Origin of the sequence: Sphingomonas hengshuiensis, assembly GCF_000935025.1 — a bacterium.
Lineage (GTDB): Bacteria > Pseudomonadota > Alphaproteobacteria > Sphingomonadales > Sphingomonadaceae > Sphingomonas > Sphingomonas hengshuiensis.
This window is the reverse complement of sequence record NZ_CP010836.1, coordinates 3,301,115-3,322,952: the sequence shown is the minus strand read 5'-3', so window position 1 is coordinate 3,322,952 and position 21,838 is coordinate 3,301,115. Positions and strand designations below refer to the sequence as shown.

The window sequence follows — 21,838 nt, the reverse complement described above, 5'->3', positions numbered from 1 at the left end:
GATGTAAAAAATATCTAACATGGAGTCAAGTTTGCACGGCATATTGAGCGGGTGCGCTGGCGCCACGCCTCCGCCAAGGCTAAAGCCCGCCGCATGTCTCATCTGACCATCGACACCGCGACCAGCCGCGCGACGCCCACGCCCGCGCCGATGAAGCGGCTGACCATCCCCTCGATCCGCCACCGCAAGGGGCAAGAGCCGATCGTGATGCTGACCGCCTACACCACGCGGATGGCGCAGCTGCTCGACGCGCATTGCGACATGCTGCTGGTCGGCGACAGCCTGGGGCAGGTGATCTACGGGCTGCCCTCGACGCTGCCCGTCACGCTGGACATGATGATCGCGCATGGCGCGGCGGTGGTGCGCGGGTCCTATCATGCGGTGGTGATCGTCGACCTGCCGTTCGGCAGCTATGAGGCGAGCCCCGAGGCGGCGTTCGCGTCGGCTTCGCGCGTGCTGGCCGAGACCGGCGCGGCGGGGGTCAAGCTGGAGGGCGGGGCGACGATGGCGCCGGTGGTGGAATTCCTCACCCGGCGCGGCATCCCGGTGATGGGGCATGTCGGGCTGACGCCGCAGGCGGTCAACGCGCTGGGCGGCTATGCCGCGCGCGGGCGGAGCAACGCCGAACATGCGCAGATCATCGACGACGCCCGCGCGATTGCGGAGGCGGGCGCGTTCGGGATCGTCGCCGAGGGCGTGGTCGAGACGCTGGCCGATGAAATCACCGCGGCGGTATCGGTGCCGGTGATCGGGATCGGCGCATCGGCGCAGTGCGACGGGCAGGTATTGGTGATCGACGACATGCTGGGGATGTTCGAGCGCAATGCGCGGTTCGTGAAGCGCTATGACGATCTGGCTGGCCGCATTTCCGCCGCGGTTGCGACCTATGCCGCCGAAGTCCGCTCGCGGGCCTTTCCCGGCCCCGAACAGGTCTATGCGGCACGCGATTGAAGGTCTACCGAGCAATCATTCCCTCTCCCGGCCCCGCGGCCCCGCATGACACCCATGGAGTAGATCTTGGCGCTTCCCCCCTCCGGCACGACTGACGAAGCCTTTCTGCGCGAAGTCGACGAAGAGTATCGCCGCGACCAGGCGGTGCGCATTTTCCAGCGCTATGGCCGCTGGATCGCGATCGCGGTGGTGGTCGCGCTGCTGGCGCTGGCAGGATATCTCTATTCGCAGCATCTGGCGACCAGCGCGGCGGGCAAGCGCGGCGAGGCCTATGACGCGGCGATGCGGATGATCGAGCAGGGCCAGCCCGACAAGGCGGCGCCCGAGCTGGAGAAGATCGCGACCAGCGGCAACAACGGCTATGCCGCGATGGCGCGGATCGCGCTGGGCAATGTGGCGCTGGAGAAGAAGGACGCCAAGGGCGCGGCGGCACGCTTTGCCCAGGTCGCGAACGATACGGGCTTCGAAAAGCCGTATCGCGACATGGCGCTGGTCCGCCAGACCGCCGCCGAGTTCGACACGCTCAAGCCCGAGCAGGTGATCGAGCGGCTCAAGCCCTTTACCGATCCCAATTCGCCCTGGCTGGGCACCGCAGGCGAAATGGTCGCCGCGGCCTATCTGAAGGCCGGCAAGACCGCCGAGGCGGGCAAGCTGTACGGCCAGATCGCCCAGGGCGGCGAGAAAATCCCCGAATCGATCCGTCAACGGGCGGTTCAGCTGGCGGGCGTACTGGGTGTCGACGCCATCGATCAGTCGAAGGAAACCAAGGCTCAATGAACAACAAGTTGAGGGTGACGGCCGCGATCGCGGCGCTCGCGCTGGTGAGCGGCTGCGGCGTGTTCAAGGGCGGGGGCAAGAAGACCCCGGTCCTGGGCGATCGCGTGCCGATCCTGATGTCGGAAACCGACATCCTGGCCGACAAGTCGGTGGCGGGCATCGAGGTGCTGCTGCCCGCCGCGGAGCCCAATGACGGCTGGCGCCAGCCCGGCGGCAATGCGTCCAAGTCGATGGGGCATCTGGCGCTCGGCGAGACGCTGACGCGCGTGTGGTCCAAGGACGTGGCCAAGCCCTCGAAGCGCGAGCGGATGGCGGCGGCGCCGGTGATTTCGGACAACCGGCTGTTCGTCGTCGACACCGGCGGCGTCGTCCATGCGATGGCCGCCGATACCGGCGCGACGCTGTGGACCGCCGAGACCGCGACCGAGAAGGGCAATAAGGGCGCGCGCTTCGGCGGCGGCGCCAGCGTCGAGGGCGACCGCGTCTATGCCACCAACGGGCTGGGCGACGTCGTCGCGCTGAACGCCGCCGATGGTGCGGTGCTGTGGCACAAGCGCCCGGGCGGGCCGTTGCGCGGATCGCCGACGATCGCCAGCGGCAATGTGTATGTGGTGACGCAGGACAACCAGCTCTTCGCACTGACGCAGGAAACCGGCGAGATCGCGTGGACGGTTTCGGGTAGCCTCGAATCGCAGGGCGTGTTCGGCGTCGCGGCGCCGGCGTCGGCGCAGGGCACCGTCATCGCGGGCTTCTCGTCGGGCGAGCTCAATGCCTATCGCTACGAGAATGGCCGGTCGCTGTGGGGCGATGTGCTGTCCAAGTCGAGCATGTCGACCTCGGTCTCTTCGCTGTCGGACATCGATGCCGAGCCGGTGATCGACCAGGGCCGCGTCTATGCCGTCGGGCAGGGCGGGCGCATGGTGGCGATGGACATCGCCAGCGGCAACCGCATGTGGGAACAGAATATCGCCGGCATCTCGACCCCGTGGGTCGCGGGCGAATGGCTGTTCGTCGTGACCGACGACGCCCGGCTGATGTGCCTGTCGCGCGGCAGCGGCAAGGTGCGCTGGATCGCGCAGCTCCAGCATTACAAGAACGTCAAGAAGTCCAAGGGGCCGATTGCGTGGATCGGGCCGGTTCTGGCGGGCGGCAGGCTGGTGCTTGCCAATACCCGCGGCGAAATCGCCTTTGTCTCGCCCAAGGACGGCAGCGTGCTGTCGAAGATGGAGGCCAAGGCGCCGGTGACGCTGCCGCTGGTCGTCGCGAGCAACATGCTGTACGTGCTCGACGCCAAGGGTATGCTGACTGCGTATCGCTGACGCGCTGCCCCCGGCAAGGGGCCCGAATGATCGGATCGGCTACAGGCGGGGCGCGATGCCCCGCCTGTTCCTTTTTCCGGCGGCCTGTGGTTGAGTTCCCCGGTGCGATGCCGCGCGCCCCGTCACTCCCTCCCGCGCCGGGAGGGGAGAGGTAGAGTTTGATGCCCAATCCCACCGTCGCGATCATCGGTCGCCCCAATGTCGGCAAGTCGACGCTGTTCAACCGCCTGGTCGGCAAGCGGCTGGCGCTGGTCGACGACCAGCCCGGCGTGACGCGCGACCGGCGCGAGGGCGAGGCGACGTTGCTGGGGATGGATTTCCGGATCATCGACACCGCCGGATATGAGGATGACGATGCCGCGACGCTGCCCGGGCGGATGCGCGCGCAGACCGAGGCGGCGGTGGCCGATTCGGACGTCGCGTTGTTCCTGATCGACGCGCGCGCGGGCGTGACGCCGCTCGACGAGGAAATCTCGCGCTGGCTGCGCAGCACCGATCGCCCGGTCGTGCTGATGGCGAACAAGGCCGAGGGGCGCGCGGGCGAATCGGGTATCCTCGAGGCGATGGCGCTGGGGCTGGGCGATCCCATCCCGTTTTCGGCCGAGCATGGCGAAGGGCTGGTCGACCTGTTCGAGGCGCTGCGCCCGCATATCGATCGCCCGGACGCCGAGGAAGAGCCCGAGGAGGACCCCGAATCGCCCGATGCCCCGCTCAAGCTGGCGGTGGTCGGTCGTCCCAATGCGGGCAAGTCGACGCTGATCAACAAGCTGCTGGGGCAGGATCGGCTGATCACCGGGCCCGAGGCGGGGATCACGCGCGATTCGATCGCGATCGACTGGGACTGGACCGACGCCGAGGGCAAGCCGCGCGCGGTGCGGCTGATCGACACGGCGGGCATGCGCAAAAAGGCGCGGGTGCAGGAGAAGCTGGAGAAGCTGTCGGTCGCCGATGCGCTGCACGCCGTCGACTTTGCCGAAGTCGTGGTGCTGCTGCTCGACGCGACGCGGGGCATGGAGGTGCAGGACCTCAAGATCGCCGACCGCGTGCTCCAGGAGGGCCGCGCGCTCGTCATCGCGCTCAACAAATGGGATGTCGCCGAGGACCCGTCCAAGCTGTTCAACGGCGTCAAGGGCGCGCTCGACGAGGGGCTGGCGCAGGTCAAGGGCGTGCCTTTGCTCACCGTATCGGCGGCGACGGGCAAGGGGCTCGACATGCTGATGAAGGTCGCGTTCGAGACGCGCGAGGCATGGTCGCGGCGGATCACCACCGGCCAGCTCAACCGCTGGTTCGAGCGCGCGATCGAGGCGAACCCGCCCCCCGCGCCGGGCGGCAAGCGGATCAAGCCGCGCTATGTGACGCAGAACAAGTCGCGCCCGCCGAGCTTCATCCTGTTCGGGACGCGCGTCGACCTGCTGCCGGTGAGCTATCAGCGCTATCTGGTCAACAGCCTGCGCCGCGAATTCGATTTCGGCGCGGTGCCGGTGCGGCTGACGCTGCGCGCGCCGAAGAACCCGTTCGACCACGACAAGCATTAAGCTCTAGGCACTGCGCTTTTCGGCGCTTCTCAATACGCTGTTTACTAGCCGCGGCCTAAAAGGACTCTGCCTCAAGGCTCGGAGTCAGGAATGGACGCGACGGTTGGCAGGGTTCCGTTGGTGGAGGGGAATGCGTTGTCGCAGGCCCGGGCGGAGCTTGGCGCCAGTTTTGCGCGCATTCTCGGCTATTTCCGCGAGGACGGAGTCAAGTCGGTGTCGGCGATCGAAGCGGCGATGCGCGCGCAGAATGCCGCCGCGCTGGTGATCCCGGCGCACACGCTGAAAGGCGACGCGCTCCAGTTCGGCGCAGAGCCGCTGGCCGACCTTGCCGAAGCGATCGAATTCCTGGCGCGCGACTGTGTCGAGCAGCACGAGGCGCCGACACAGGCGCTGGCGCTGGTCGCGCAGCTGCGCCCGTTGTTCGAGGCGACGCTGGAACTGCTCGAGCGCGAGACCAATCCGCTGGTCTCGCGCCGCCCCGCCTTTGGCCGTCGTGCCGCAGCGGGCGCCTGAACTTAGCTGGCGTCTTCGGCCTTGCTGTTGAGCTGGATGTAGTTTTCGAGTCCCATCCGCGCGATCATGTCGAACTGGCGTTCGAGCGTGTCGACATGTTCTTCCTCGCTTTCGAGGATATGGGCGAACAGGTCGCGGCTGACATAATCGCGCACCGCTTCGCAATGCTGGATCGCGTCGCGCAGGATGGCGATCGCCTCGACTTCCACCGCGAGATCGGCGCGGAGGATTTCCTCCACGGTCTCACCGATGCGCAGCCGGCCGAGGAGCTGGAAATTGGGCAGGCCGTCGAGGAACAGGATGCGCTCCGCCAGCTTGTCGGCGTGCTTCATCTCGTCGATCGATTCGTGGCGCTCGAGCTCGGCGAGCTTCCTGACGCCCCAATTGTCGAGCATGCGATAGTGCAACCAATATTGGTTGATCGCAGTGAGTTCGTTCTTGAGGACCTCGTTGAGGAATTCGAGGACCTTCGCGTCGCCCTTCATGGCATAACCCCTAATAGCAGGGGCCTATCTTAGCTGCAAAGCAGCACGCTGAAAACCGCAGAAATCCGCCGATTCTCAATTGATAATGTCACGCAGCCGCGCGTTCCTCGTTGATGATTTCGCGGGCGAAAGGAACGCACTGGCCGCATTTGGGCTGGAGGCCGAGCGCGCGATAGGCCTGGCAGGCGCTGGTTGCCCCGCCGCGTGCCGCCTGGCGGACATCCTTCTCCCGAATTGCATTGCAAACGCAGACGACCATCGGACCCTCTCTCTCGTTCGCAATACCTACCGCGACTGAGATTGATTCGCAAGCGTATTGCGACGCATTCGCATTACTGCGGTGGCGCGATTCGCATCGGCTGGAGGCTGGCGCGGGCGAGGCTGCGCCACAGCCATTCGAACGGGCCGAATCGGAAACGCGCGAGCCAGGGCTGCGACCAGAGCAGCATCGCCGCCCAGACCAGCGCGACGACGGGATAGAGCTGCCAGCGCGACAGCGACCCGAACCAGCCAAGGCCATAGCCGTAGAAGAGCGTCGTGCAGATCAGGCTGGTCGCGAGGTAATTGGTGAACGCCATCCGCCCCGTCGCGGCCAGCCGCGCGGCGAGCGGGCCGCCGCGCCGCGCGAGCAGAAGGATCAGGCACGCCCAGCCTGTAATCATCAGCGGGCGCAGCGGCGCGGCAAGCGTCAGCACCGCGAGCGCGACGGCGAACAGGCCGAACCCGGAGGCGACCAGATAGGCGGCGAGCGCGACATAGCCGGGGAGCGCGATCCCCCAGCAGACCAGCAGCCAGCGGCGATAGCGCGCCGGCGCCCATGCCCCCCGCAGCATGCCGCTGCGCAGCCCGGCCATGCCGAACAACATATAGGCCAGCGTCTCCGGACCGCCGAACAGGAGCGCGCCGAGCGGAGTCGCCAGGTCGTTACGGAAGCGATCGGCGAGGATCGTGGCGTAATCGCTGCGGTACAGCGCCAGTTCGCGGGCGATCTCCGCCGGGGGCGGGACGCCGAGGGCGCTGACCAGCGATTGCAGCGCGTCGGCGTTGCGCGCCGCCTCCGCTGCATCGGCGGCAGGATGCGAAAGCTGCCACACCATCAGCGGCATCGTCGCGAACAACAGCGTGTTGGCCAGCACCAACGTTATGCCGAGCGCGAGCAGGCGTTCGACGCGCATCCCCCTGAGCGTGAAGGCGATCATCCCGATCAGCGCATAATGGACGAGGATGTCGCCGCGCCACACCAGCCACAGATGCGCGAGCCCGAACAGCAGCAGCCACGCCATGCGCGCGAAATGCACGCGCGCCGCCGGGCGCCCCGCCGCGTGCGCGCGATCGATCACCAGCAGCATCGATGCGCCGAACAGGAACGAGAACAGCCCGCGCATCTTGCCGTCGAACAGCACGAAATTGATCAGATAGGCGACGAGGTCGGCGCCGTGCCAGCCGCCATAGGCGCGCGGATTGACATAGGCCGCCTCGGGCATCGCGAAGTTCACGATGTTGAGCAGGAGGATGCCGAGCACCGCGACACCGCGCACGATGTCGAGCGACACCAGCCGGTCCGGTGCTGCGACGTGGTGCGTCGGTTCGTGCTGGTCGGCGGTGTGGTTCACCGGCGGACGCTAGACTCTATTCTCGCGGGTTTGAAGTGCTTCCACCGGGGAGCCGGGGCGATCGGGTAGGGATCAGGCGCTCCCCTCCCTGCAAGGGAGGGGATCAAGGGGTGGGTCAGGCCCCGGTCGGGGCTCGATGCCCCGACCGGGGCCTTCAACTGCGCGGACAGAAGCTCGGGCTGCGCCCTCGCACCCACCCCCGGCCCCTCCCTTGCAGGGAGGGGAGCGCCTGATCCAAATGCGATTTCCGTGCACCGGGAGCGGGGCGGTGCCGCTTCGGCGAGAATCTACAGCCAGCTCGCGATCTGATCGAGCGGCTTTCTGTGCAGCGCGTGGGTGGGGATCGTCGCGTCGGGGGCGGGGTGGCCCGCGGCGATCAGCATTATCGGCTTCTCATCCTCCGGGCGGACGCAGATGCGGTTGAGGAAGCGCATCGGATTGGGGGTGTGGACCAAGGTCGCCACCCCCGCCTGGTGCAGCGTCGCCAGCAGCATCCCGCAGGCGATTCCGACCGATTCGGTGACATAATAATTGGGCAGCCGGTCATCGGGGTTCGGGCCGCCGCGGCGCTGGCCGAACACGACGATCAGCCAGGGCGCGATTTCGAGATAGGGCTTGTCCGCGGTCGTGCCGAGCGGGGCGATCGCGCCGAGCCATTCGGTGCCGCCGCCGCCGCCGTAGAAGCGCCGCTCCTCCTCCTCCGCCGACACGCGAATCGCGGCCTTTGCCTCGGGCGAGGAGACGAGCGCGAAATGCCAGGGCTGGTGGTTGGCGCCGCTGGGGGCCGATCCCGCCGCGCGCACCGCCGCCTCGATCACTGCGCGCGGAACCGGCGTGTCGGCGAAGGTTCGGCAGCTGTGGCGCAGGCGCAGGTCCTCCATGAACGCGGTGGCACGCGCCACGCGGTCTGCATCGGTCATGTCTGGATAGGGCCGCCACGGGACGGCCGCCGGGTCGTTCATGCGCACTCCCTAAACTGTGACGATGCCGATTGGGCGCGCGATGCGCGATCCCGCAGTTAACCGGAGGAGGGCGTTTGCTAATCTTTACGATTTACCAGCTTGAGCGCCGACCATTCCGCATCGACCGCGCACAGGCCGCTTTCGAGCAGCCCCGCGGGGCGCACCACGTCGCGGACGATATCGAGGCTAAGGTCGGTCGTCATCGTCGCGCCCGGTTGCGGCCAGGACACCCAGATGAAGCCGTTGGTCGCCAGCAGCGGGCGCAGCGCCGCCATCTCGCGCGCGAGCCGATCGCGTTCGGTGACGAACAGATGCGCGCATTGCAGCCCGTCGGACGCCGTCGGCTGTTCCTCGACCGACAGCCCCTCGGGATCGATCGCTGCGCGCACATTCTCCGGCATGTTGTGGAACCAGCACCGGATGCCGGGCTTCAGCCCCAGCGTTTCGGCGAGCGACGTTCCCGAATAGGCCATGGTCATACGCAATCCCTCCGCGCGCATCGTATCGCGAATCGGACGCGCGGTAACCCGGCTTGTTCCCTATTGCACCACGATCAGGCGGGTGCACCCATCAGCGCGGGGAAGAAGCCTTCGTGCGCGGCGCGGAGATCGTCGATCGTCACGCAATAATCGCCGTCCTCCAGCTCGAAGATCAGCCGGCTGGCGATCGTGCGGCCGATCGGATCGGCGGCGAGCCCGGCATTGTCGGCGGCGACGAGGAAATCGGCCAGCGCCTCGTCCGCCACGGTAACCACGTACAGCCCCTGGTCCTCGCCAAAGAAGCTGCCCGCAATGCCGAAGGGCTGGGGCTGGTCGATAATCGCGCCGATTCCCGAGGCGAGCGCCATTTCGGCGAGCGTTACCGCCAGGCCGCCGTCGGACACGTCATGGCACGCCGTGATCGCGCCGCCGCAGATCGCCTTGCGCACGAACACGCCCAGCCGGCGCTCCATCATCAGGTCGACGGGGGGCGGGGGGCCCTCCTCGCGGCCATGAAGCTCGCGCAGCCAGATCGACTGGCCGAGATGGCCCGAACGCTCGCCCAGCGCGATGATGATGTCGCCGGTGCCCTTGAACCCGATCGTGCAGCTCTTCGACCAGTCCTTGAGCAGCCCGACGCCGCCGATCGCGGGGGTGGGGAGGATCGCGGAGCCGCCGCCGGTGGCCTTGCTCTCGTTATAGAGCGAGACGTTGCCCGACACGATCGGGAAGTCGAGCGTGCGGCACGCCTCGCTCATCCCCTCGAGGCAGCCGACGATCTGGCCCATGATCTCGGGGCGCTGGGGGTTCGCGAAGTTGAGGCAGTTGGTGACCGCGAGCGGCGTCGCGCCGACGGCGGAGAGGTTGCGATAGGCCTCTGCGATCGCCTGTTTCCCGCCCTCGACCGGATCGGCGAAGCAATAGCGCGGGGTGCAGTCGGTGGTCATCGCCAGCCCCTTCTGCGTGCCATGGACGCGGACCACCGCCGCATCGCCGCCGGGGCGCTGGACGGTGTCGCCGCCGACCATGTGGTCGTACTGTTCCCAGATCCAGCGGCGGCTGGCGATGTCGGGCGATGCCATCAGCTTGAGCAGATCGGCGGCGACATCGGTGGTTTCGGGCAAGTCGGTCAGCGGCGCGCGCTTGGGCGTGGGGACATGCGGGCGATCATAGAGCGGGGCTTCGTCCGCCAGCGGGGCGAGCGGGATGTCGGCGACGACATCGCCCTTCCACTTCAGCACCATGCGGCCCGTGTCGGTGACATGGCCGATGACCGCGAAATCGAGTTCCCATTTGCGGAAGATCGCTTGCGCGAAATCCTCGCGGCCGGGCTTGAGCACCATCAGCATGCGCTCCTGCGATTCGGAGAGCATCATCTCGTACGGGGTCATCCCCGTTTCGCGCTGGGGCACGTCGTCCATGATCAGCTCGATCCCGACGCCGCCCTTGCTCGCCATCTCGACCGACGAGGAGGTGAGGCCCGCTGCGCCCATGTCCTGGATCGCGACGATCGCGTCGGAGGCCATCAGTTCGAGGCAGGCCTCGATCAGCAGTTTCTCGGTGAAGGGGTCGCCGACCTGGACGGTGGGGCGCTTTTCCTCGCTGTCCTCGCCGAAGTCCGCGCTGGCCATGGTCGCGCCGTGGATGCCGTCGCGCCCGGTCTTCGACCCGACATAGACGATCGAATTGCCGACGCCCGATGCCGCCGAATAGAAGATCTTGTCCTGATCGGCGACGCCGACGGTCATCGCATTGACCAGGATATTGCCGTCATAGGCGGGGTGGAAATTGACTTCGCCGCCGACGGTGGGGACGCCGACGCAATTGCCATAGCCGCCAATGCCGTGGACGACGCCCGCGATCAGGTGGCGCATCTTGGGATGGTCGGGGCGACCGAAGCGCAGCGCGTTGAGGTTCGCGATCGGCCGCGCGCCCATCGTGAACACGTCGCGCAGGATGCCGCCGACGCCCGTCGCGGCGCCCTGATAGGGCTCGATATAGGAGGGGTGGTTGTGGCTCTCCATCTTGAAGATCGCGGCCTGGCCGTCGCCAATGTCGATCACCCCGGCATTCTCGCCGGGGCCGCAGATCACCTGGGGGCCCTCGGTCGGGAGCTTCTTCAAATGGATGCGGCTCGACTTGTAGCTGCAATGCTCGGACCACATCACCGAGAAGATGCCGAGTTCGGTCAGATTGGGCTCGCGCCCCATCGCGTGCAGGACGCGATCATATTCCTCGGGCGAAAGGCCGTGTTCGGCGACGATTTCGGGCGTGATCTGAGTCATGCGCGTGCCCTTAGCGATGCCGCGGCGGTTCGTCACTACGGCACGTCCAAAGACTGGCAACTTATTGTACGTACGATATTGATTTCGGCGTGAGAATGGCGTATGTACAAGAAATGGGCCGATGCCCTGTCTCTGGCTAAGGTCTGACAGAGGCGAACGAACAGGAACAAGGGAACGAAAAATGGACGCGATACGTGTAAGGGGATCAATCACTCATGCGGTACAGTTACGACGAGGCTAAGCGCGCAAGGATACTGCAAGAGCGTGGTTTGGACCTGGCCGATGCAGAGCGGGTCTTCGAAGGGTTCTACCTTTCCCGCGCCGATGTGAAGCACAGCGGCGAGGAGCGGCGGACCATTACGGTAGGTATGCTGAACGACGAGGTGGTGGTCCTTGTCATTTGGACGCCTCGCGACGGCGAGCGTCGCATCATCACGATGTGGAAGGCCAATGAGAAAGAAAGAAAGCGATATCACGAGCAGCGTGACCGATCCGGATGACGTCAAGCCGGAGCTGGATGACGCCTGGTTCGAAGAGGCGGATGCCTTCCAAGGACGCAAGCTTGTCCGGCGTGGGCGGCCGAAGTCCGATAGCCCGAAACAACCCGTCACTATCCGCCTGGATCGCGACTTGGTCGAATGGTTCAAGCAGAGCGGCGACGGGTGGCAGACTCGCATCAACAACGCGCTGCGCAGGGTCGCGGGTATCTAGGCTGCGGCTTCGCGAGGACCCGTTCGGACAGCGCACGCGTTGTAATGGGATCCATTCGGCCCGTTGGGGTAACTCGAAATTAAGCCCATCGCGCCAGAGTCCCGGCATGGGAATTTTCGCGTTCGTTCGCCCTTGGCCCCGATGGGTGCCGCAACCGCAAGCCTTGGAGTTGCCGGACTTTGCGGCGCAGGCTCCCCTGCATTTCAGCGTCGCGCATGATGTGTCGCTGGCCGGGACGTGGCAATGTGACCTTGCCGACGAGAGCCTGACCTGGTCGACGGCGGTGTTCGACCTGTTCGGCATCGCCCCCGGCACGCCGCTTGACCGGCGCGACGTGCTCAACCTCTATTGCCCAGAGTCGCGCGCGACTCTGGGGCGGCTGCGGGCCGATGCGATCGCGCGGCGGGGGAGCTTCACCTTTGAGGCGAAGATCCGGCGGCCCGATGGCGACGAGCGCTGGATGCGGATCACCGCCGATATTGCGTGCCGCAACGGGCGCGCGACGCATCTATACGGGTTGAAACAGGATATCACCGCCGAGTGGCGGCATCGGTGACGGGCTAAGCAGGCCTGCGCAGACGGCGGAACAGCCCGCCGCTGGCGACGGGTTCGAACAGGTCCTGAGGGTTTTCGGGGTCGAGGACTTCGTTGTCGGCGAGCCATGCCGTGACGCCCGCGAGATCGGGGACTTCATAGGGGCGCAGCGTGCGACCCTCGCCGCGCAGCGATTCGATTGCGCCGATCAGCGATCCCTCCGACGCGATCGCATCGTTTACCTGTGCGTCGGTGCAGCCCAGATGCTCGGCGATCAGCCCGTTGCGAATCGCGCGGATGCGGGCGCTGTTCTCGGTCCCCGGCGTCTCGCAGGCGATCGTGACGTCGCATTCGGTGTCGAGCCGCAGCGAGCGGTTGTTGAAGTTGGACGAGCCGATCCGCAGCACAATATCGTCGACCACCAGCACCTTGGCATGGACGTAGATCGCCTGCCCCGCTGCGGTGAAGGGGTGATAGAGCCGCAGCCGGCCATGCGGATCGCGCGGGCGCAGCGCCTGCACCAACCGGGCGCGGGCGGTGTCCATCGCCTTTTGCTCGAGCCAGCCATCGGCATGTTCGGGGTTGATGATGACGATTTCGGGGCCGTCGGGCTCGGCGAGCCGTAGGGCCAGCGCCTCGGCGATGCGGCGCGAGGCGAAATACTGGCTCTCGGCATAGATGCTGTGCTTCGCGGCGGCGATGAGGTCGAGATAGAGATTCTCGATCTCGCGCACCGGCTCGACGCCGGGAATATCGGGGTGGCTGCGCGAGATGGCGGCGGGGATGTCGGTGAAATCGGGGGTCAGGCTGTCGGGCCAGCAGTCGTCGCGCGCCGGGGGCGGGGCGATCGGGGCGCCGCCCGACAATTCCCACCGCTCGCGGCAGAGTTCGCCCAGCGCCTTCGCCACCGGGCCCTGAAGCGCAGTCGTCGCGTCGTGCCAGGGCATATAGGCGGCGCCGTCGGGGTTGATCCGGCGGGGGTCGTCGTCGCGATGCGCGCGCGTGTCCCATCGGCCCGCGGTCATGTCGATCCCGCCGCAAAAGGCGATGCAGTCGTCGATCACCACGATCTTCTGGTGATGCGATGCGCCGGTGGGGTGGGTGCTGTCGAGCCGGGGGTGGATGCGCTTGTGCGCCATCCAGCGGAGCGTGGTGGCGAGCGTGCTGGGGCGCAGGAAGGTCTTGAGCGCGCCAATGTCCCAGCGGAGCAGGTGGATGTCGAGCGCCGGGTTGCGCCGGGCGAGCCAGGTGATGAACGCGCCGACATGCTCGGGCGCCTCGGGCACGCGGTCCGAGCGATCGGCGAGGCGGATGCGCGCGTCGAAATCCCAGCCGATCAGCAGGATCTGGTGCTTCGCCTCGAGCATCGCGTCGCGCGCGGCGCGGAAATAATCCTCGGCATCGATGATCACCGAGACGCGGTTCGCGGTCTCGACGCGCCAGGCGTTGTGCCCCGGACGGACGATGGCTCCGCCCGACGCGCTCACAGGATGTCGCGGATCGCCTCGGGCGGACGGCCCAGGCGGACGCCCTTGTCGGTGGCGACGAGCGGGCGTTCGATCAGGATCGGGTTCGCCGCCATCGCATCGAGGATCGCGGCGTCGTCGGCGTCCCTGAGCGGCCTGGCGGCGTCCTCCGCTACGCGCAGCCCCTGCCGCGCGGTCATCCCCGCACGGGCATAGAGCGCGGCGAGAGTGTCGCGGGTCGGCGGGGTCTTCAGATACTCGACCACCTCAACCTCGGCGCCGGCATCCCGGAGGATCGCCAGCGCCTCGCGCGATTTGGAGCAGCGCGGATTGTGGTAGATCGTGGCTTTCAAGCCGGGGCGTCCTGCTTGGCCAGCCATTCCTCCAGCCACTTGATCGTATAGTCGCCCTTCTGGAACTCGGGATCGTCGAGCAGCGCCTGGTGGAGCGGGATCGTTGTCTTGACGCCGTCGATCACGAATTCTTCCAGCGCGCGGCGCAGCCGCATCAGGCAGCCTTCGCGGGTGCGGCCATAGACGATCAGCTTGGCGATCATCGAATCATAATAAGGCGGTATCCGGTAGCCCGAATAAATGCCGCTATCGACGCGGACGTGCATCCCGCCCGGCGCATGGAAATGCGTGACGGTGCCCGGCGACGGCGCGAAGGTGCGCGGGTCCTCGGCATTGATGCGGCATTCGATCGCGTGGCCGCGAAACTCGATCTCGTCCTGCGTGACCGACAGGCCATGCCCCTCGGCGACGCGAATCTGTTCGCGGACGAGGTCGAGCCCGGTGATCATCTCGGTCACCGGATGTTCGACCTGGAGCCGGGTGTTCATCTCGATGAAGTAGAATTCGCCGTCTTCCCACAGGAACTCGATCGTTCCCGCGCCGCGATAGCCCATATCGGCCATCGCCTTGGCGACGATCCCGCCCATCCGCGCGCGATCCTCGGCACCCAGCACGGGCGAGGGGGCCTCCTCCAGCACCTTCTGGTGGCGGCGCTGGAGCGAGCAGTCGCGCTCGCCGAGATGGATCGCGTTGCCGTTACCGTCGCCGAACACCTGGAATTCGATGTGGCGTGGATTGCCGAGATATTTTTCGAGATAGACGGTGGCGTCGCCGAACGCGGCCTTCGCCTCGCTGCCTGCCTGCTGCATCAGGGTTTCGAGCTGGTCCTCGGACGTGCAGACTTTCATGCCGCGCCCGCCGCCGCCCGACGCCGCCTTGATGATCACCGGGTAGCCGGCCTTGGCCGCGATCGCCTTTGCCTCGGCAAGGTCGCTGATCGGGCCGTCCGAGCCGGGGACGAGCGGCAGGCCGAGCGCGCCGGCGGTGCGCTTGGCCTCGATCTTGTCGCCCATCGTGCGGATATGTTCGGGCTTCGGCCCGACGAACAACATCCCGTGCGCCTCGACGATCTCGGCGAACTGGGCGTTTTCCGACAGGAAGCCATAGCCCGGATGGATCGCATCGGCGCCCGACACTTCGGCGGCGGCGATGATCCGCGAGATATTGAGATAGCTTTCGGTCGCCGAGGGCGGCCCGATGCAGATCGCCTCGTCTGCGAGGCGGACGTGCATCGCATCGGAATCGGCGGTGGAATGCACCGCGACGGTCTTGATCCCCATTTCGTGGCACGCACGATGGATGCGCAGCGCGATCTCGCCGCGATTGGCGATCAGGAGCTTCTTGATTTCGGGCATCGTGGCGCCGTTATTCGACGACGACGAGGGGCTGGTCGAACTCGACCGGCTGGCCGCTTGCGATCAGGATCGCCTTGACGGTGCCGGCTGCGGGCGCGTGGATCGGGTTCATCACCTTCATCGCCTCGATGATCAGCAGCGTATCGCCGGCGGCGACCGTCTGCCCGACGGTCACGAAGTTCTTCGCCTCCGGATTGGGGGCGAGATAGGCGGTGCCGACCATCGGCGACTTGACCGCATTGGCCGTCACCGCCGGGGCCGACGCCGCGACTTCGGCGGCGGCAGGCGCTGCCGCCGGAGCGGGTGCCGCAGGGGCGGGGGCATAGAATTGCGGCGCGGGCGCCGCGCTTACGGTGCGCGCCACGCGGACGCGGCGTTCGCCGTCCTCCACTTCGATTTCGGTGAGCTGGGTCTCGTCGAGCACCGCGGCAAGTTGCCGCACCAAGTCGATATCGACCTGCATTGCTCCCGATGGCTTAGTCTCGTCCGGCATTGCGACCCTTCTTAAGGATGAAACCGCGCCCTGTGTCAGATGCGCGCCGCGGCTTCAAGCGCAAGCAGATAGGAAGTCGCCCCGAAACCGGCAATCGTTCCGCGCGCGGCGCGGCCGACATAGCTCAGGTGACGAAATTCCTCGCGTGCGTGCGGGTTGGACAGATGGACCTCGATCACCGGCGTCGTGATACCCTTTATGGCATCGTACAACGCGACCGACGTGTGGGTGAATGCGGCGGCGTTGAGCAACACCGCCTTGGCGCCGCGCGCCTGCGCCTCGTGCAGCCAGTCGACCAGATGGCCTTCATGGTTCGACTGGCGCAAATCGATCTCCAGCCCCAGTTCGCGTGCGCGATCCTCGAGCCGGCCGGCAATGTCGTCGAGCGTGTCGTGACCATAGATATGCGGTTCGCGCAGGCCCAGCAGATTGAGGTTGGGACCGTTGAGAACGAAGATCGTATCGGCCAACGGCCAAGCCTTTCGGTTGCGGGGGCAGCGGACCCCTCCCTATATGAGGCTGCGTCCCCGATCAAATTTTCCAAGGACCCTGCATGCACACCGACGGAACCGTCAGCATCGTCGTGAACGGCGAACACAAGCGCGTCACGGCGGGGCTGACCATCGCCCAGCTTGCCGAGCAACTGGGGCTGGTGCCCGAGAAGATCGCCGTCGAGCGCAATCTGGAAGTCGTCCCGCGCTCCACTTTGGGACAGGTTTGCGTGGCGGATGGCGACGAACTGGAGATCGTCCACTTCGTCGGCGGGGGCGACCATGGCGCGCCGGTCGACGCCGATAGCTGGACCGTCGCGGGCAAGACCTTTCGCTCGCGGCTGATCGTCGGCACCGGCAAGTATAAGGACTTTGCCCAGAACGCCGCCGCGGTCGAGGCGAGCGGCGCGGAAATCGTCACCGTCGCGGTGCGCCGGGTCAATGTGTCGGACCGCAACGCGCCGATGCTGACCGACTATATCGACCCGAAAAAGATCACCTACCTGCCCAACACCGCCGGTTGTTTCGATGCCGAATCGGCGATTCGCACGCTGCGGCTGGCGCGCGAGGCGGGCGGATGGGAGCTGGTGAAGCTCGAAGTGCTGGGCGAGGCGCGGACGCTGTATCCCGACATGGTCGAGACGCTTCGTGCCACGGAAATTCTCGCCAACGAGGGCTTCAAGCCGATGGTCTATTGCGTCGACGATCCGATCGCGGCGAAGCGGCTGGAGGATGTCGGCGCGGTCGCGATCATGCCGCTGGGCGCGCCGATCGGATCGGGGCTGGGCATCCAGAACCGCGTGACGATCCGGCTGATCGTCGAGGGCGCGAAGGTGCCGGTGCTGGTCGATGCCGGCGTGGGCAGCGCAAGCGACGCGGCGGTGGCGATGGAACTGGGCTGCGACGGGGTGCTGATGAACACCGCGATCGCCGAGGCCAAGGACCCGGTGATGATGGCGGCGGCGATGAAGGCTGCGGTCGAGGCCGGGCGGCTGTCGTACCGCGCCGGGCGGATGGGGCGGCGCATGTATGCCGATCCGTCGAGCCCGCTCGCCGGGCTGATCTGATGCGGCGCGCGGTGCTGGCGGGCGCGCTGGCGCTCGCGGCGTGCCATTCGGGGCCGCAGGCGCCGGCCAGCGAGTCGGTGGGGACCATATCCGCCGAGCCGGTGACGCTGACCGCCGCCGATGGCGCGAAGGTGTATGGCGTCGCGACGCGGCCCGAAAAGGCCAGGGCGCTGATACTGCTGTTCCACCAGGCCGAATCGGGCAAGGACGAATATGCGACGATCGCGCCGCGGCTGGCGCAGGCGGGCTATGCCTCGCTGCGGATCGACCAGCGCGCGGGCGGGGCGATGTTCGGGGGCAACGACACCGCCAAGGCGCTGGGCGTGGCAACAGGCCATGTCGCGACCGGCGCCGAGTATATGGCGGCGAAACAGGATCTGGAGGCGGCGCTCGCCTGGGCCGGGGGGCAGAAGCTGCCGGTGATCCTGTGGGGGAGCAGCTATTCGGCGTCGCTCGCGTTGGTGGTGGCCAGCGAGCATCCGGACGCGGTGAAGGCGGTGCTCGCCTTCTCGCCGGGCGAGTATTTCGACGACAGGAGCGTGGTCGCGCGCGCGGCGGGCAAGATCACGATGCCGCTGTTCGTCACCTCGGCGCAGGACGGCAAGGAAATCGATGCGGCGCGCGCAGTGATCGACGCGGCGCCGGCCAAGGACAAGACGCAGTTCGTGCCCAAGACCGGCGGCATCCACGGCTCCTCGACGCTGCTGCGCCCACGCAATCCCGAGGGCGCGGAGCCGGCGTGGAAGGCCGTGATGGCGTTTCTGGGACGGGTTAGCGGGTAGGCCCGGGAAAGCCCGCCTTTGGGGCCTTCCCGGCCATCCCGGTTCACGACTCCGCGACCTCGTCGTCCGCAACCTCGACAAGCGGCCCGAGGATTGCGTTGATCGCGTCGTCGAAATGCTGCTCCATCGCGCGTGCGGCGCGGATCGGGTCCTTTTCGGCGACGGCCTTGACGATTTCGACGTGCAGGTCCTGGACCCGCTGGAGCTTCGGCGTCGCCGCCCAGCGTTCGAGCCCCTCGACCATCGATGCCTGGATGAGGTGGCGGAACGCCTCGATCAGCAGAGGGAAAAGCGGGTTGCCGGTCGCCTGTGCCAGCAGCCGGTGCAGCTGCATGTCGAGCTGCGCATAGCGATCGGGCTGGCCGAGCAGCCCCGACATTTCGTGGAGGAGCGCATTGAGCGCGGCGGCGTCCGCATCGGTGCGGCGGGAGGCGGCGAGCGTGACCATCGTGACTTCGATGCCGCGGCGCACTTCGAGGATGTCGGACGCATCGACCTGGCCGATCAGCACGGCGTTGCCGATCACGCGCGAGATCATCTGGCCTTCGATCGGCGCGATCTTTGCCCGCTTTCCGCTCGCCATCTCGATCAGCCCGGTGCCCGCGAGCGCGCGCATCGCTTCGCGCACTACCGGGCGGCTGACGCCCAGCGCGGTGCGGATCGATTCCTCGCTGGGCAGTTGCGAACCCGCGCGCAGCCCCTGTGCGGCGACATGATCGAGCAGATACTCAACGACCGAATCGACCAGTCCGCTCTTTGCTTGCGTGGTGCCGCTTTCTTCTACGATCGACAAAATCACTTCTCCCGGCGAGCGTGATCTCAACCTGTCTTACCGATAGCAGCGGCACGCGAGGTGCAAAGCATAAAATGGCCTTGCGTCGTCCGCCGACATCGTTCAAACCTGTATTACAGGATGGCAACCGCGCGCCGGAATGCCGCCATTGAGAGGAAGTGTCTCCGATGAACCCCCCAGCCAGCGCAAGCGCCGCGACGGTCATAGCACCGATCGCGAAGCCGGTGGGGCGCTATCGCTGGGTGGTGGTGGCGCTGCTCTTCGCATCGACGACGATCTGCTACATCGATCGCCAGATCTTCGGGCTGCTCAAGCCGGTGCTCGACGCCGAGATCGGCTGGTCCGAGACCGACTATGGCGACATCGTCGCGACCTTCTCGCTGCTGTATGCGCTTGGCTATCTGTTCGGCGGGCGGATGATGGACCTGATCGGCGTGCGGCGCGGGCTGGGGCTGGCGGTCGCGGGGTGGAGCGTCAGCGCGGTGCTGCACGGCTTCATGTCGAGCGTCCTCGGCTTCAAATTCGCGCGCGGGGCGCTGGGGCTTGCCGAGGGCGGCAATTTCCCCGCCTCGATCAAGGCGGTCCGCGAATGGTTTCCTGCCAAAGAGCGCGCCTTCGCGACCGGAATCTTCAACGCCGGCAGCAATATCGGCGCGATCGTCACGCCGATTTCGCTGCCGTTCGTGGTCGCCTGGGTCGGGTGGCGCGCGGCGTTCCTGATCGCCGGGGGGCTGGGGCTGGTGTGGCTGGTGCTGTGGCTGCGCTTCTACGAAGTGCCCGAGCGCCAGCGCCGCGTCTCTGCCGAGGAGCTTGCCTATATCCGCAGCGACGCCGCGCCGGACGTGGCGCGCGTGCCGTGGCTGTCGCTGTTCCGCTATCGCGGCACCTGCGCCTATGCACTGGGGATGTTGCTGACCAGCCCGGTGTGGTGGTTCTATCTCAACTGGGTGCCGGGCTTTCTCCACACGCGCTTCGGCATGAACATGATGGCGTCGATCGCGCCGCTGGTGACGATCTATCTGATCGCCGATATCGGCAGCGTCGCCGGGGGCTGGATCTCATCGCGGCTGGTGCAGCGCGGGATGGCCGCGGTGCCGGCGCGGATCGTGGCGATGGCGGGGATGGCGGCGTGTACCGTGCCCGTGGCGTTCGTGCCCGGCGTTTCGGGGATGTGGAGCGCGGTGCTGCTGATCGCGCTCGCCGCCGCGGGGCATCAGGGGCTGTCGGCCAATCTCTATACGATCGTGTCCGACACCCTGCCCGCCCGCGCGGTAAGCTCGGTGATCGGGATCGGCGGGTTCGCCGCCGGCATCTGCGGCATGTTCGTCGCGATGGCGGTGGGGCGCATCCTCGATGCGACCGGCGGCAATTACAGGGTCCTCTTCCTCGGCGCGGGCTGTGCCTATCCGCTTGCCGTATTGCTCATGGCGCTGATCCTGCGCCGCTCCTTCCGCAGGGAAAACCAATGACCGACGACGCGCTTTTCGACCTGTTCCGAACCGAGCTCTACACCCCGGTGGTGGGGGACATTCTCGACACGCTCGGGCTGGTCCACCAGTTCCTGCCGCAGCCGGTGCAGCCGATGCTGCCCGGCATGAAGCTGGTCGGGCGGGCGATGCCGGTGCTGATGATCGACGTCTATGGCCCGCAGGCGCAACCGTTCGGCAAGCTGACCGAGGCGCTCGACCAGCTCGAGCCGGGGGACATCTACCTCGCCAGCGGCGGCGCGATGCGCTGTGCCTATTGGGGCGAGATACTGACCGCGACGGCGCGGCAGCGCGGCGCCAATGGCGCGGTGATCAACGGCTATCACCGCGATACGCCGCAGATACTGGAGCAGGACTGGCCGGTATTCAGCCGCGGGCGCTATGCCGCGGATTCGGGGGTGCGGACCAAGGTGGTCGAGTATCGCTGCCCGATCGAAGTGGGGCAGGTGACGATCCAGCCCGGCGACCTGGTGTTCGGCGACCTCGACGGTGTGCTGGTCATCCCGCGCGCAGTCGAGCAGGAAGTGGTCGAGCGCGCGGCGGAAAAGGCGCGCGGCGAGAAGACGGTGCGCGGGGCGATCGACGCCGGCATGTCGAGCACCCAGGCCTTTGCACAATACGGCATCCTGTGAGCGCCGCCTTCCGCCTCGACGGCGAAGTCGCGCTGATCACCGGCGGCGGATCGGGGCTGGGCCTCGGCATGGCGCGCGCGATGCATGCGGCGGGGGCGCAGGTCGTGCTGCTCGGGCGCCGCGCCGATGTGATCGAGGCCGCCGCGGCCGAACTGGGCGCGGGCGCGCATTGGGAAGTCGCCGATGTCACCGCCTATGCCAGCATCCCCGAGCTGGTCGCGCGAATCCGCGACCGGATTGGGCCGATCTCGATCCTCGCCAACAATGCCGGGCATAATTTCAAGAAGCTGGCGGTCGACACCAGCGTCGAGGAATTCAGCGGGATGCTCGATACGCATGTGCTCGCCGCGCATAATCTGACGCGCTGCGTGCTGCCGGGGATGCTCGAGGCGGGGCATGGCAGCATCCTGTTCACGGCGTCGATGACCTCGCTGATCGGGATGCCCGGGGTGATCGCCTATTCGGCGGCGAAATCGGCCTATGTCGGGATGGTCCGTGCGCTGTCGACCGAAGTCGCGGGGCAGGGCGTGCGCGTCAACGCGATCGCCCCCGGCTGGATCGAATCGGCGATGCTGCGCAAGGCGCTGGACGGCGATCCCGCGCGTTCGTCGCGCATCCTCCAGCGCACGCCGATGCAGCGCTTCGGCGAGGCCGAGGATATCGGCCTTGCCGCAGTGTATCTTTGCTCGCCCGCCGCGAAGTTCGTGACCGGCGTCCTGCTGCCGGTCGACGGCGGCGCCTCCCAGGGATTTTGA

General features: G+C 67.0%; 25 protein-coding genes. 13 read left to right on the top strand and 12 right to left on the bottom strand.

Annotated elements, in window-relative coordinates; translation table 11 throughout:
* Nucleotides 1-93 precede the first annotated feature (93 nt).
* The 5 genes from panB (at nucleotide 94) to TS85_RS14695 (ending at nucleotide 5,095) form a co-directional block, all read left to right on the top strand.
* Nucleotides 94-951, top strand: a complete 858-nt coding sequence (panB, locus tag TS85_RS14715; RefSeq protein WP_044333179.1) for a 3-methyl-2-oxobutanoate hydroxymethyltransferase — start codon at nucleotides 94-96, stop codon at nucleotides 949-951.
* A 66-nt stretch (nucleotides 952-1,017) separates the two neighbouring features.
* Complete coding sequence (locus TS85_RS14710; RefSeq protein WP_044333177.1) at nucleotides 1,018-1,728, top strand: tetratricopeptide repeat protein; 711 nt, start codon at nucleotides 1,018-1,020, stop codon at nucleotides 1,726-1,728.
* Nucleotides 1,725-3,047 (top strand): PQQ-like beta-propeller repeat protein, encoded by a 1,323-nt coding sequence (locus tag TS85_RS14705; protein ID WP_044333174.1) that lies wholly within the window; start codon nucleotides 1,725-1,727, stop codon nucleotides 3,045-3,047. The genes TS85_RS14710 and TS85_RS14705 overlap by 4 nt, the downstream gene beginning before the upstream one ends.
* A gap of 161 nt (nucleotides 3,048-3,208) precedes the next feature.
* Nucleotides 3,209-4,582, top strand: a complete 1,374-nt coding sequence (gene der / locus TS85_RS14700) for a ribosome biogenesis GTPase Der (protein WP_044333172.1) — start codon at nucleotides 3,209-3,211, stop codon at nucleotides 4,580-4,582.
* Nucleotides 4,583-4,672: 90 nt separating this feature from the next.
* Nucleotides 4,673-5,095 (top strand): Hpt domain-containing protein, encoded by a 423-nt coding sequence (locus tag TS85_RS14695; protein WP_044333171.1) that lies wholly within the window; start codon nucleotides 4,673-4,675, stop codon nucleotides 5,093-5,095.
* Between the two features lie 2 nt (nucleotides 5,096-5,097).
* Here the strand turns inward: TS85_RS14695 and bfr are convergent, their stop codons facing one another.
* From bfr to purL, 6 genes are all read right to left on the bottom strand, one after another.
* Nucleotides 5,098-5,580, bottom strand: a complete 483-nt coding sequence (gene bfr, locus TS85_RS14690; protein WP_044333169.1) for a bacterioferritin — start codon at nucleotides 5,578-5,580, stop codon at nucleotides 5,098-5,100.
* 88 nt (nucleotides 5,581-5,668) lie between these two features.
* On the bottom strand, nucleotides 5,669-5,839 hold the full coding sequence (locus TS85_RS14685; protein ID WP_044333168.1) for a (2Fe-2S)-binding protein: 171 nt from the start codon (nucleotides 5,837-5,839) through the stop codon (nucleotides 5,669-5,671).
* Nucleotides 5,840-5,912: 73 nt separating this feature from the next.
* Nucleotides 5,913-7,193, bottom strand: coding sequence for a DUF418 domain-containing protein (locus TS85_RS14680; protein WP_044333166.1), 1,281 nt, complete (start codon nucleotides 7,191-7,193; stop codon nucleotides 5,913-5,915).
* A 287-nt stretch (nucleotides 7,194-7,480) separates the two neighbouring features.
* Nucleotides 7,481-8,155, bottom strand: a complete 675-nt coding sequence (locus TS85_RS14675) for a nitroreductase family protein (protein ID WP_044333165.1) — start codon at nucleotides 8,153-8,155, stop codon at nucleotides 7,481-7,483.
* A gap of 77 nt (nucleotides 8,156-8,232) precedes the next feature.
* Nucleotides 8,233-8,634 carry a DUF3052 family protein gene (locus TS85_RS14670; protein WP_044333163.1) on the bottom strand — a complete coding sequence of 134 codons (402 nt, stop codon included), beginning with the start codon at nucleotides 8,632-8,634 and terminating at the stop codon, nucleotides 8,233-8,235.
* 74 nt (nucleotides 8,635-8,708) lie between these two features.
* A complete protein-coding gene (gene purL / locus TS85_RS14665; RefSeq protein WP_044333161.1) occupies nucleotides 8,709-10,919 on the bottom strand; it encodes a phosphoribosylformylglycinamidine synthase subunit PurL in 2,211 nt (736 codons plus the stop codon).
* 215 nt (nucleotides 10,920-11,134) lie between these two features.
* Between purL and TS85_RS14660 the strand changes: the two genes are divergently transcribed.
* The 3 genes from TS85_RS14660 to TS85_RS14650 all read left to right on the top strand — a co-directional run bounded on the left by TS85_RS14660 (nucleotide 11,135) and on the right by TS85_RS14650 (nucleotide 12,186).
* Nucleotides 11,135-11,419: a BrnT family toxin gene (locus TS85_RS14660; protein WP_044333159.1), complete on the top strand. Its 285-nt coding sequence runs from the start codon at nucleotides 11,135-11,137 to the stop codon at nucleotides 11,417-11,419.
* Entirely contained in the window at nucleotides 11,403-11,630 is a 228-nt protein-coding gene (locus TS85_RS14655) for a BrnA antitoxin family protein (protein WP_227698505.1), read from the top strand. The genes TS85_RS14660 and TS85_RS14655 overlap by 17 nt, the downstream gene beginning before the upstream one ends.
* 163 nt (nucleotides 11,631-11,793) lie before the next feature.
* Nucleotides 11,794-12,186 carry a PAS domain-containing protein gene (locus TS85_RS14650; RefSeq protein WP_052507942.1) on the top strand — a complete coding sequence of 131 codons (393 nt, stop codon included), beginning with the start codon at nucleotides 11,794-11,796 and terminating at the stop codon, nucleotides 12,184-12,186.
* A 4-nt stretch (nucleotides 12,187-12,190) separates the two neighbouring features.
* Here TS85_RS14650 and TS85_RS14645 read toward each other — a convergent pair whose 3' ends face one another.
* The 5 genes from TS85_RS14645 to aroQ are packed head-to-tail and all read right to left on the bottom strand — an operon-like array spanning nucleotide 12,191 to nucleotide 16,301.
* Complete coding sequence (locus TS85_RS14645; RefSeq protein ID WP_044333156.1) at nucleotides 12,191-13,651, bottom strand: phospholipase D-like domain-containing protein; 1,461 nt, start codon at nucleotides 13,649-13,651, stop codon at nucleotides 12,191-12,193.
* The gene (gene arsC / locus TS85_RS14640; RefSeq protein ID WP_044333154.1) at nucleotides 13,648-13,983 is read right to left on the bottom strand and encodes an arsenate reductase (glutaredoxin); all 336 of its coding nucleotides are present in this window, start codon (nucleotides 13,981-13,983) and stop codon (nucleotides 13,648-13,650) included. The genes TS85_RS14645 and arsC overlap by 4 nt, the downstream gene beginning before the upstream one ends.
* Nucleotides 13,980-15,338, bottom strand: a complete 1,359-nt coding sequence (gene accC / locus TS85_RS14635; protein ID WP_044333153.1) for an acetyl-CoA carboxylase biotin carboxylase subunit — start codon at nucleotides 15,336-15,338, stop codon at nucleotides 13,980-13,982. The genes arsC and accC overlap by 4 nt, the downstream gene beginning before the upstream one ends.
* A gap of 10 nt (nucleotides 15,339-15,348) precedes the next feature.
* The gene (gene accB / locus TS85_RS14630) at nucleotides 15,349-15,831 is read right to left on the bottom strand and encodes an acetyl-CoA carboxylase biotin carboxyl carrier protein (RefSeq protein WP_044333151.1); all 483 of its coding nucleotides are present in this window, start codon (nucleotides 15,829-15,831) and stop codon (nucleotides 15,349-15,351) included.
* A gap of 35 nt (nucleotides 15,832-15,866) precedes the next feature.
* Nucleotides 15,867-16,301 carry a type II 3-dehydroquinate dehydratase gene (gene aroQ, locus TS85_RS14625; RefSeq protein WP_044333149.1) on the bottom strand — a complete coding sequence of 145 codons (435 nt, stop codon included), beginning with the start codon at nucleotides 16,299-16,301 and terminating at the stop codon, nucleotides 15,867-15,869.
* 83 nt (nucleotides 16,302-16,384) lie between these two features.
* Between aroQ and thiS the strand changes: the two genes are divergently transcribed.
* Both thiS and TS85_RS14615 read left to right on the top strand, forming a co-directional pair.
* Nucleotides 16,385-17,389, top strand: a complete 1,005-nt coding sequence (gene thiS / locus TS85_RS14620; protein WP_077228627.1) for a sulfur carrier protein ThiS — start codon at nucleotides 16,385-16,387, stop codon at nucleotides 17,387-17,389.
* Nucleotides 17,389-18,171, top strand: coding sequence for an alpha/beta hydrolase (locus TS85_RS14615; protein WP_044333148.1), 783 nt, complete (start codon nucleotides 17,389-17,391; stop codon nucleotides 18,169-18,171). Before thiS ends, TS85_RS14615 begins: the two co-directional genes overlap by 1 nt.
* Nucleotides 18,172-18,214: 43 nt before the next feature.
* Here TS85_RS14615 and TS85_RS14610 read toward each other — a convergent pair whose 3' ends face one another.
* A complete protein-coding gene (locus TS85_RS14610; protein ID WP_162184724.1) occupies nucleotides 18,215-18,964 on the bottom strand; it encodes a FadR/GntR family transcriptional regulator in 750 nt (249 codons plus the stop codon).
* A 167-nt stretch (nucleotides 18,965-19,131) separates the two neighbouring features.
* Here TS85_RS14610 and TS85_RS14605 point away from each other — a divergent pair, with 167 nt between their 5' ends.
* The 3 genes from TS85_RS14605 to TS85_RS14595 are packed head-to-tail and all read left to right on the top strand — an operon-like array spanning nucleotide 19,132 to nucleotide 21,838.
* Complete coding sequence (locus TS85_RS14605; RefSeq protein WP_044333145.1) at nucleotides 19,132-20,433, top strand: MFS transporter; 1,302 nt, start codon at nucleotides 19,132-19,134, stop codon at nucleotides 20,431-20,433.
* Entirely contained in the window at nucleotides 20,430-21,083 is a 654-nt protein-coding gene (locus TS85_RS14600) for an RraA family protein (protein WP_044333143.1), read from the top strand. Before TS85_RS14605 ends, TS85_RS14600 begins: the two co-directional genes overlap by 4 nt.
* Complete coding sequence (locus tag TS85_RS14595; protein WP_227698504.1) at nucleotides 21,080-21,838, top strand: SDR family NAD(P)-dependent oxidoreductase; 759 nt, start codon at nucleotides 21,080-21,082, stop codon at nucleotides 21,836-21,838. Before TS85_RS14600 ends, TS85_RS14595 begins: the two co-directional genes overlap by 4 nt.

Coding starts and splice junctions, on each gene's coding strand:
- panB (WP_044333179.1), top strand. CDS start 94: ATGTCTCATCTGACCATCGACACCGCGACCAGCCGCGCGACGCCCACG.
- TS85_RS14705 (WP_044333174.1), top strand. CDS start 1,725: ATGAACAACAAGTTGAGGGTGACGGCCGCGATCGCGGCGCTCGCGCTG.
- der (WP_044333172.1), top strand. CDS start 3,209: ATGCCCAATCCCACCGTCGCGATCATCGGTCGCCCCAATGTCGGCAAG.
- TS85_RS14695 (WP_044333171.1), top strand. CDS start 4,673: ATGGACGCGACGGTTGGCAGGGTTCCGTTGGTGGAGGGGAATGCGTTG.
- bfr (WP_044333169.1), bottom strand. CDS start 5,580: ATGAAGGGCGACGCGAAGGTCCTCGAATTCCTCAACGAGGTCCTCAAG.
- TS85_RS14685 (WP_044333168.1), bottom strand. CDS start 5,839: ATGGTCGTCTGCGTTTGCAATGCAATTCGGGAGAAGGATGTCCGCCAG.
- TS85_RS14675 (WP_044333165.1), bottom strand. CDS start 8,155: ATGAACGACCCGGCGGCCGTCCCGTGGCGGCCCTATCCAGACATGACC.
- TS85_RS14670 (WP_044333163.1), bottom strand. CDS start 8,634: ATGACCATGGCCTATTCGGGAACGTCGCTCGCCGAAACGCTGGGGCTG.
- purL (WP_044333161.1), bottom strand. CDS start 10,919: ATGACTCAGATCACGCCCGAAATCGTCGCCGAACACGGCCTTTCGCCC.
- TS85_RS14660 (WP_044333159.1), top strand. CDS start 11,135: ATGCGGTACAGTTACGACGAGGCTAAGCGCGCAAGGATACTGCAAGAG.
- accC (WP_044333153.1), bottom strand. CDS start 15,338: ATGCCCGAAATCAAGAAGCTCCTGATCGCCAATCGCGGCGAGATCGCG.
- accB (WP_044333151.1), bottom strand. CDS start 15,831: ATGCCGGACGAGACTAAGCCATCGGGAGCAATGCAGGTCGATATCGAC.
- thiS (WP_077228627.1), top strand. CDS start 16,385: ATGCACACCGACGGAACCGTCAGCATCGTCGTGAACGGCGAACACAAG.
- TS85_RS14615 (WP_044333148.1), top strand. CDS start 17,389: ATGCGGCGCGCGGTGCTGGCGGGCGCGCTGGCGCTCGCGGCGTGCCAT.
- TS85_RS14605 (WP_044333145.1), top strand. CDS start 19,132: ATGAACCCCCCAGCCAGCGCAAGCGCCGCGACGGTCATAGCACCGATC.
- TS85_RS14600 (WP_044333143.1), top strand. CDS start 20,430: ATGACCGACGACGCGCTTTTCGACCTGTTCCGAACCGAGCTCTACACC.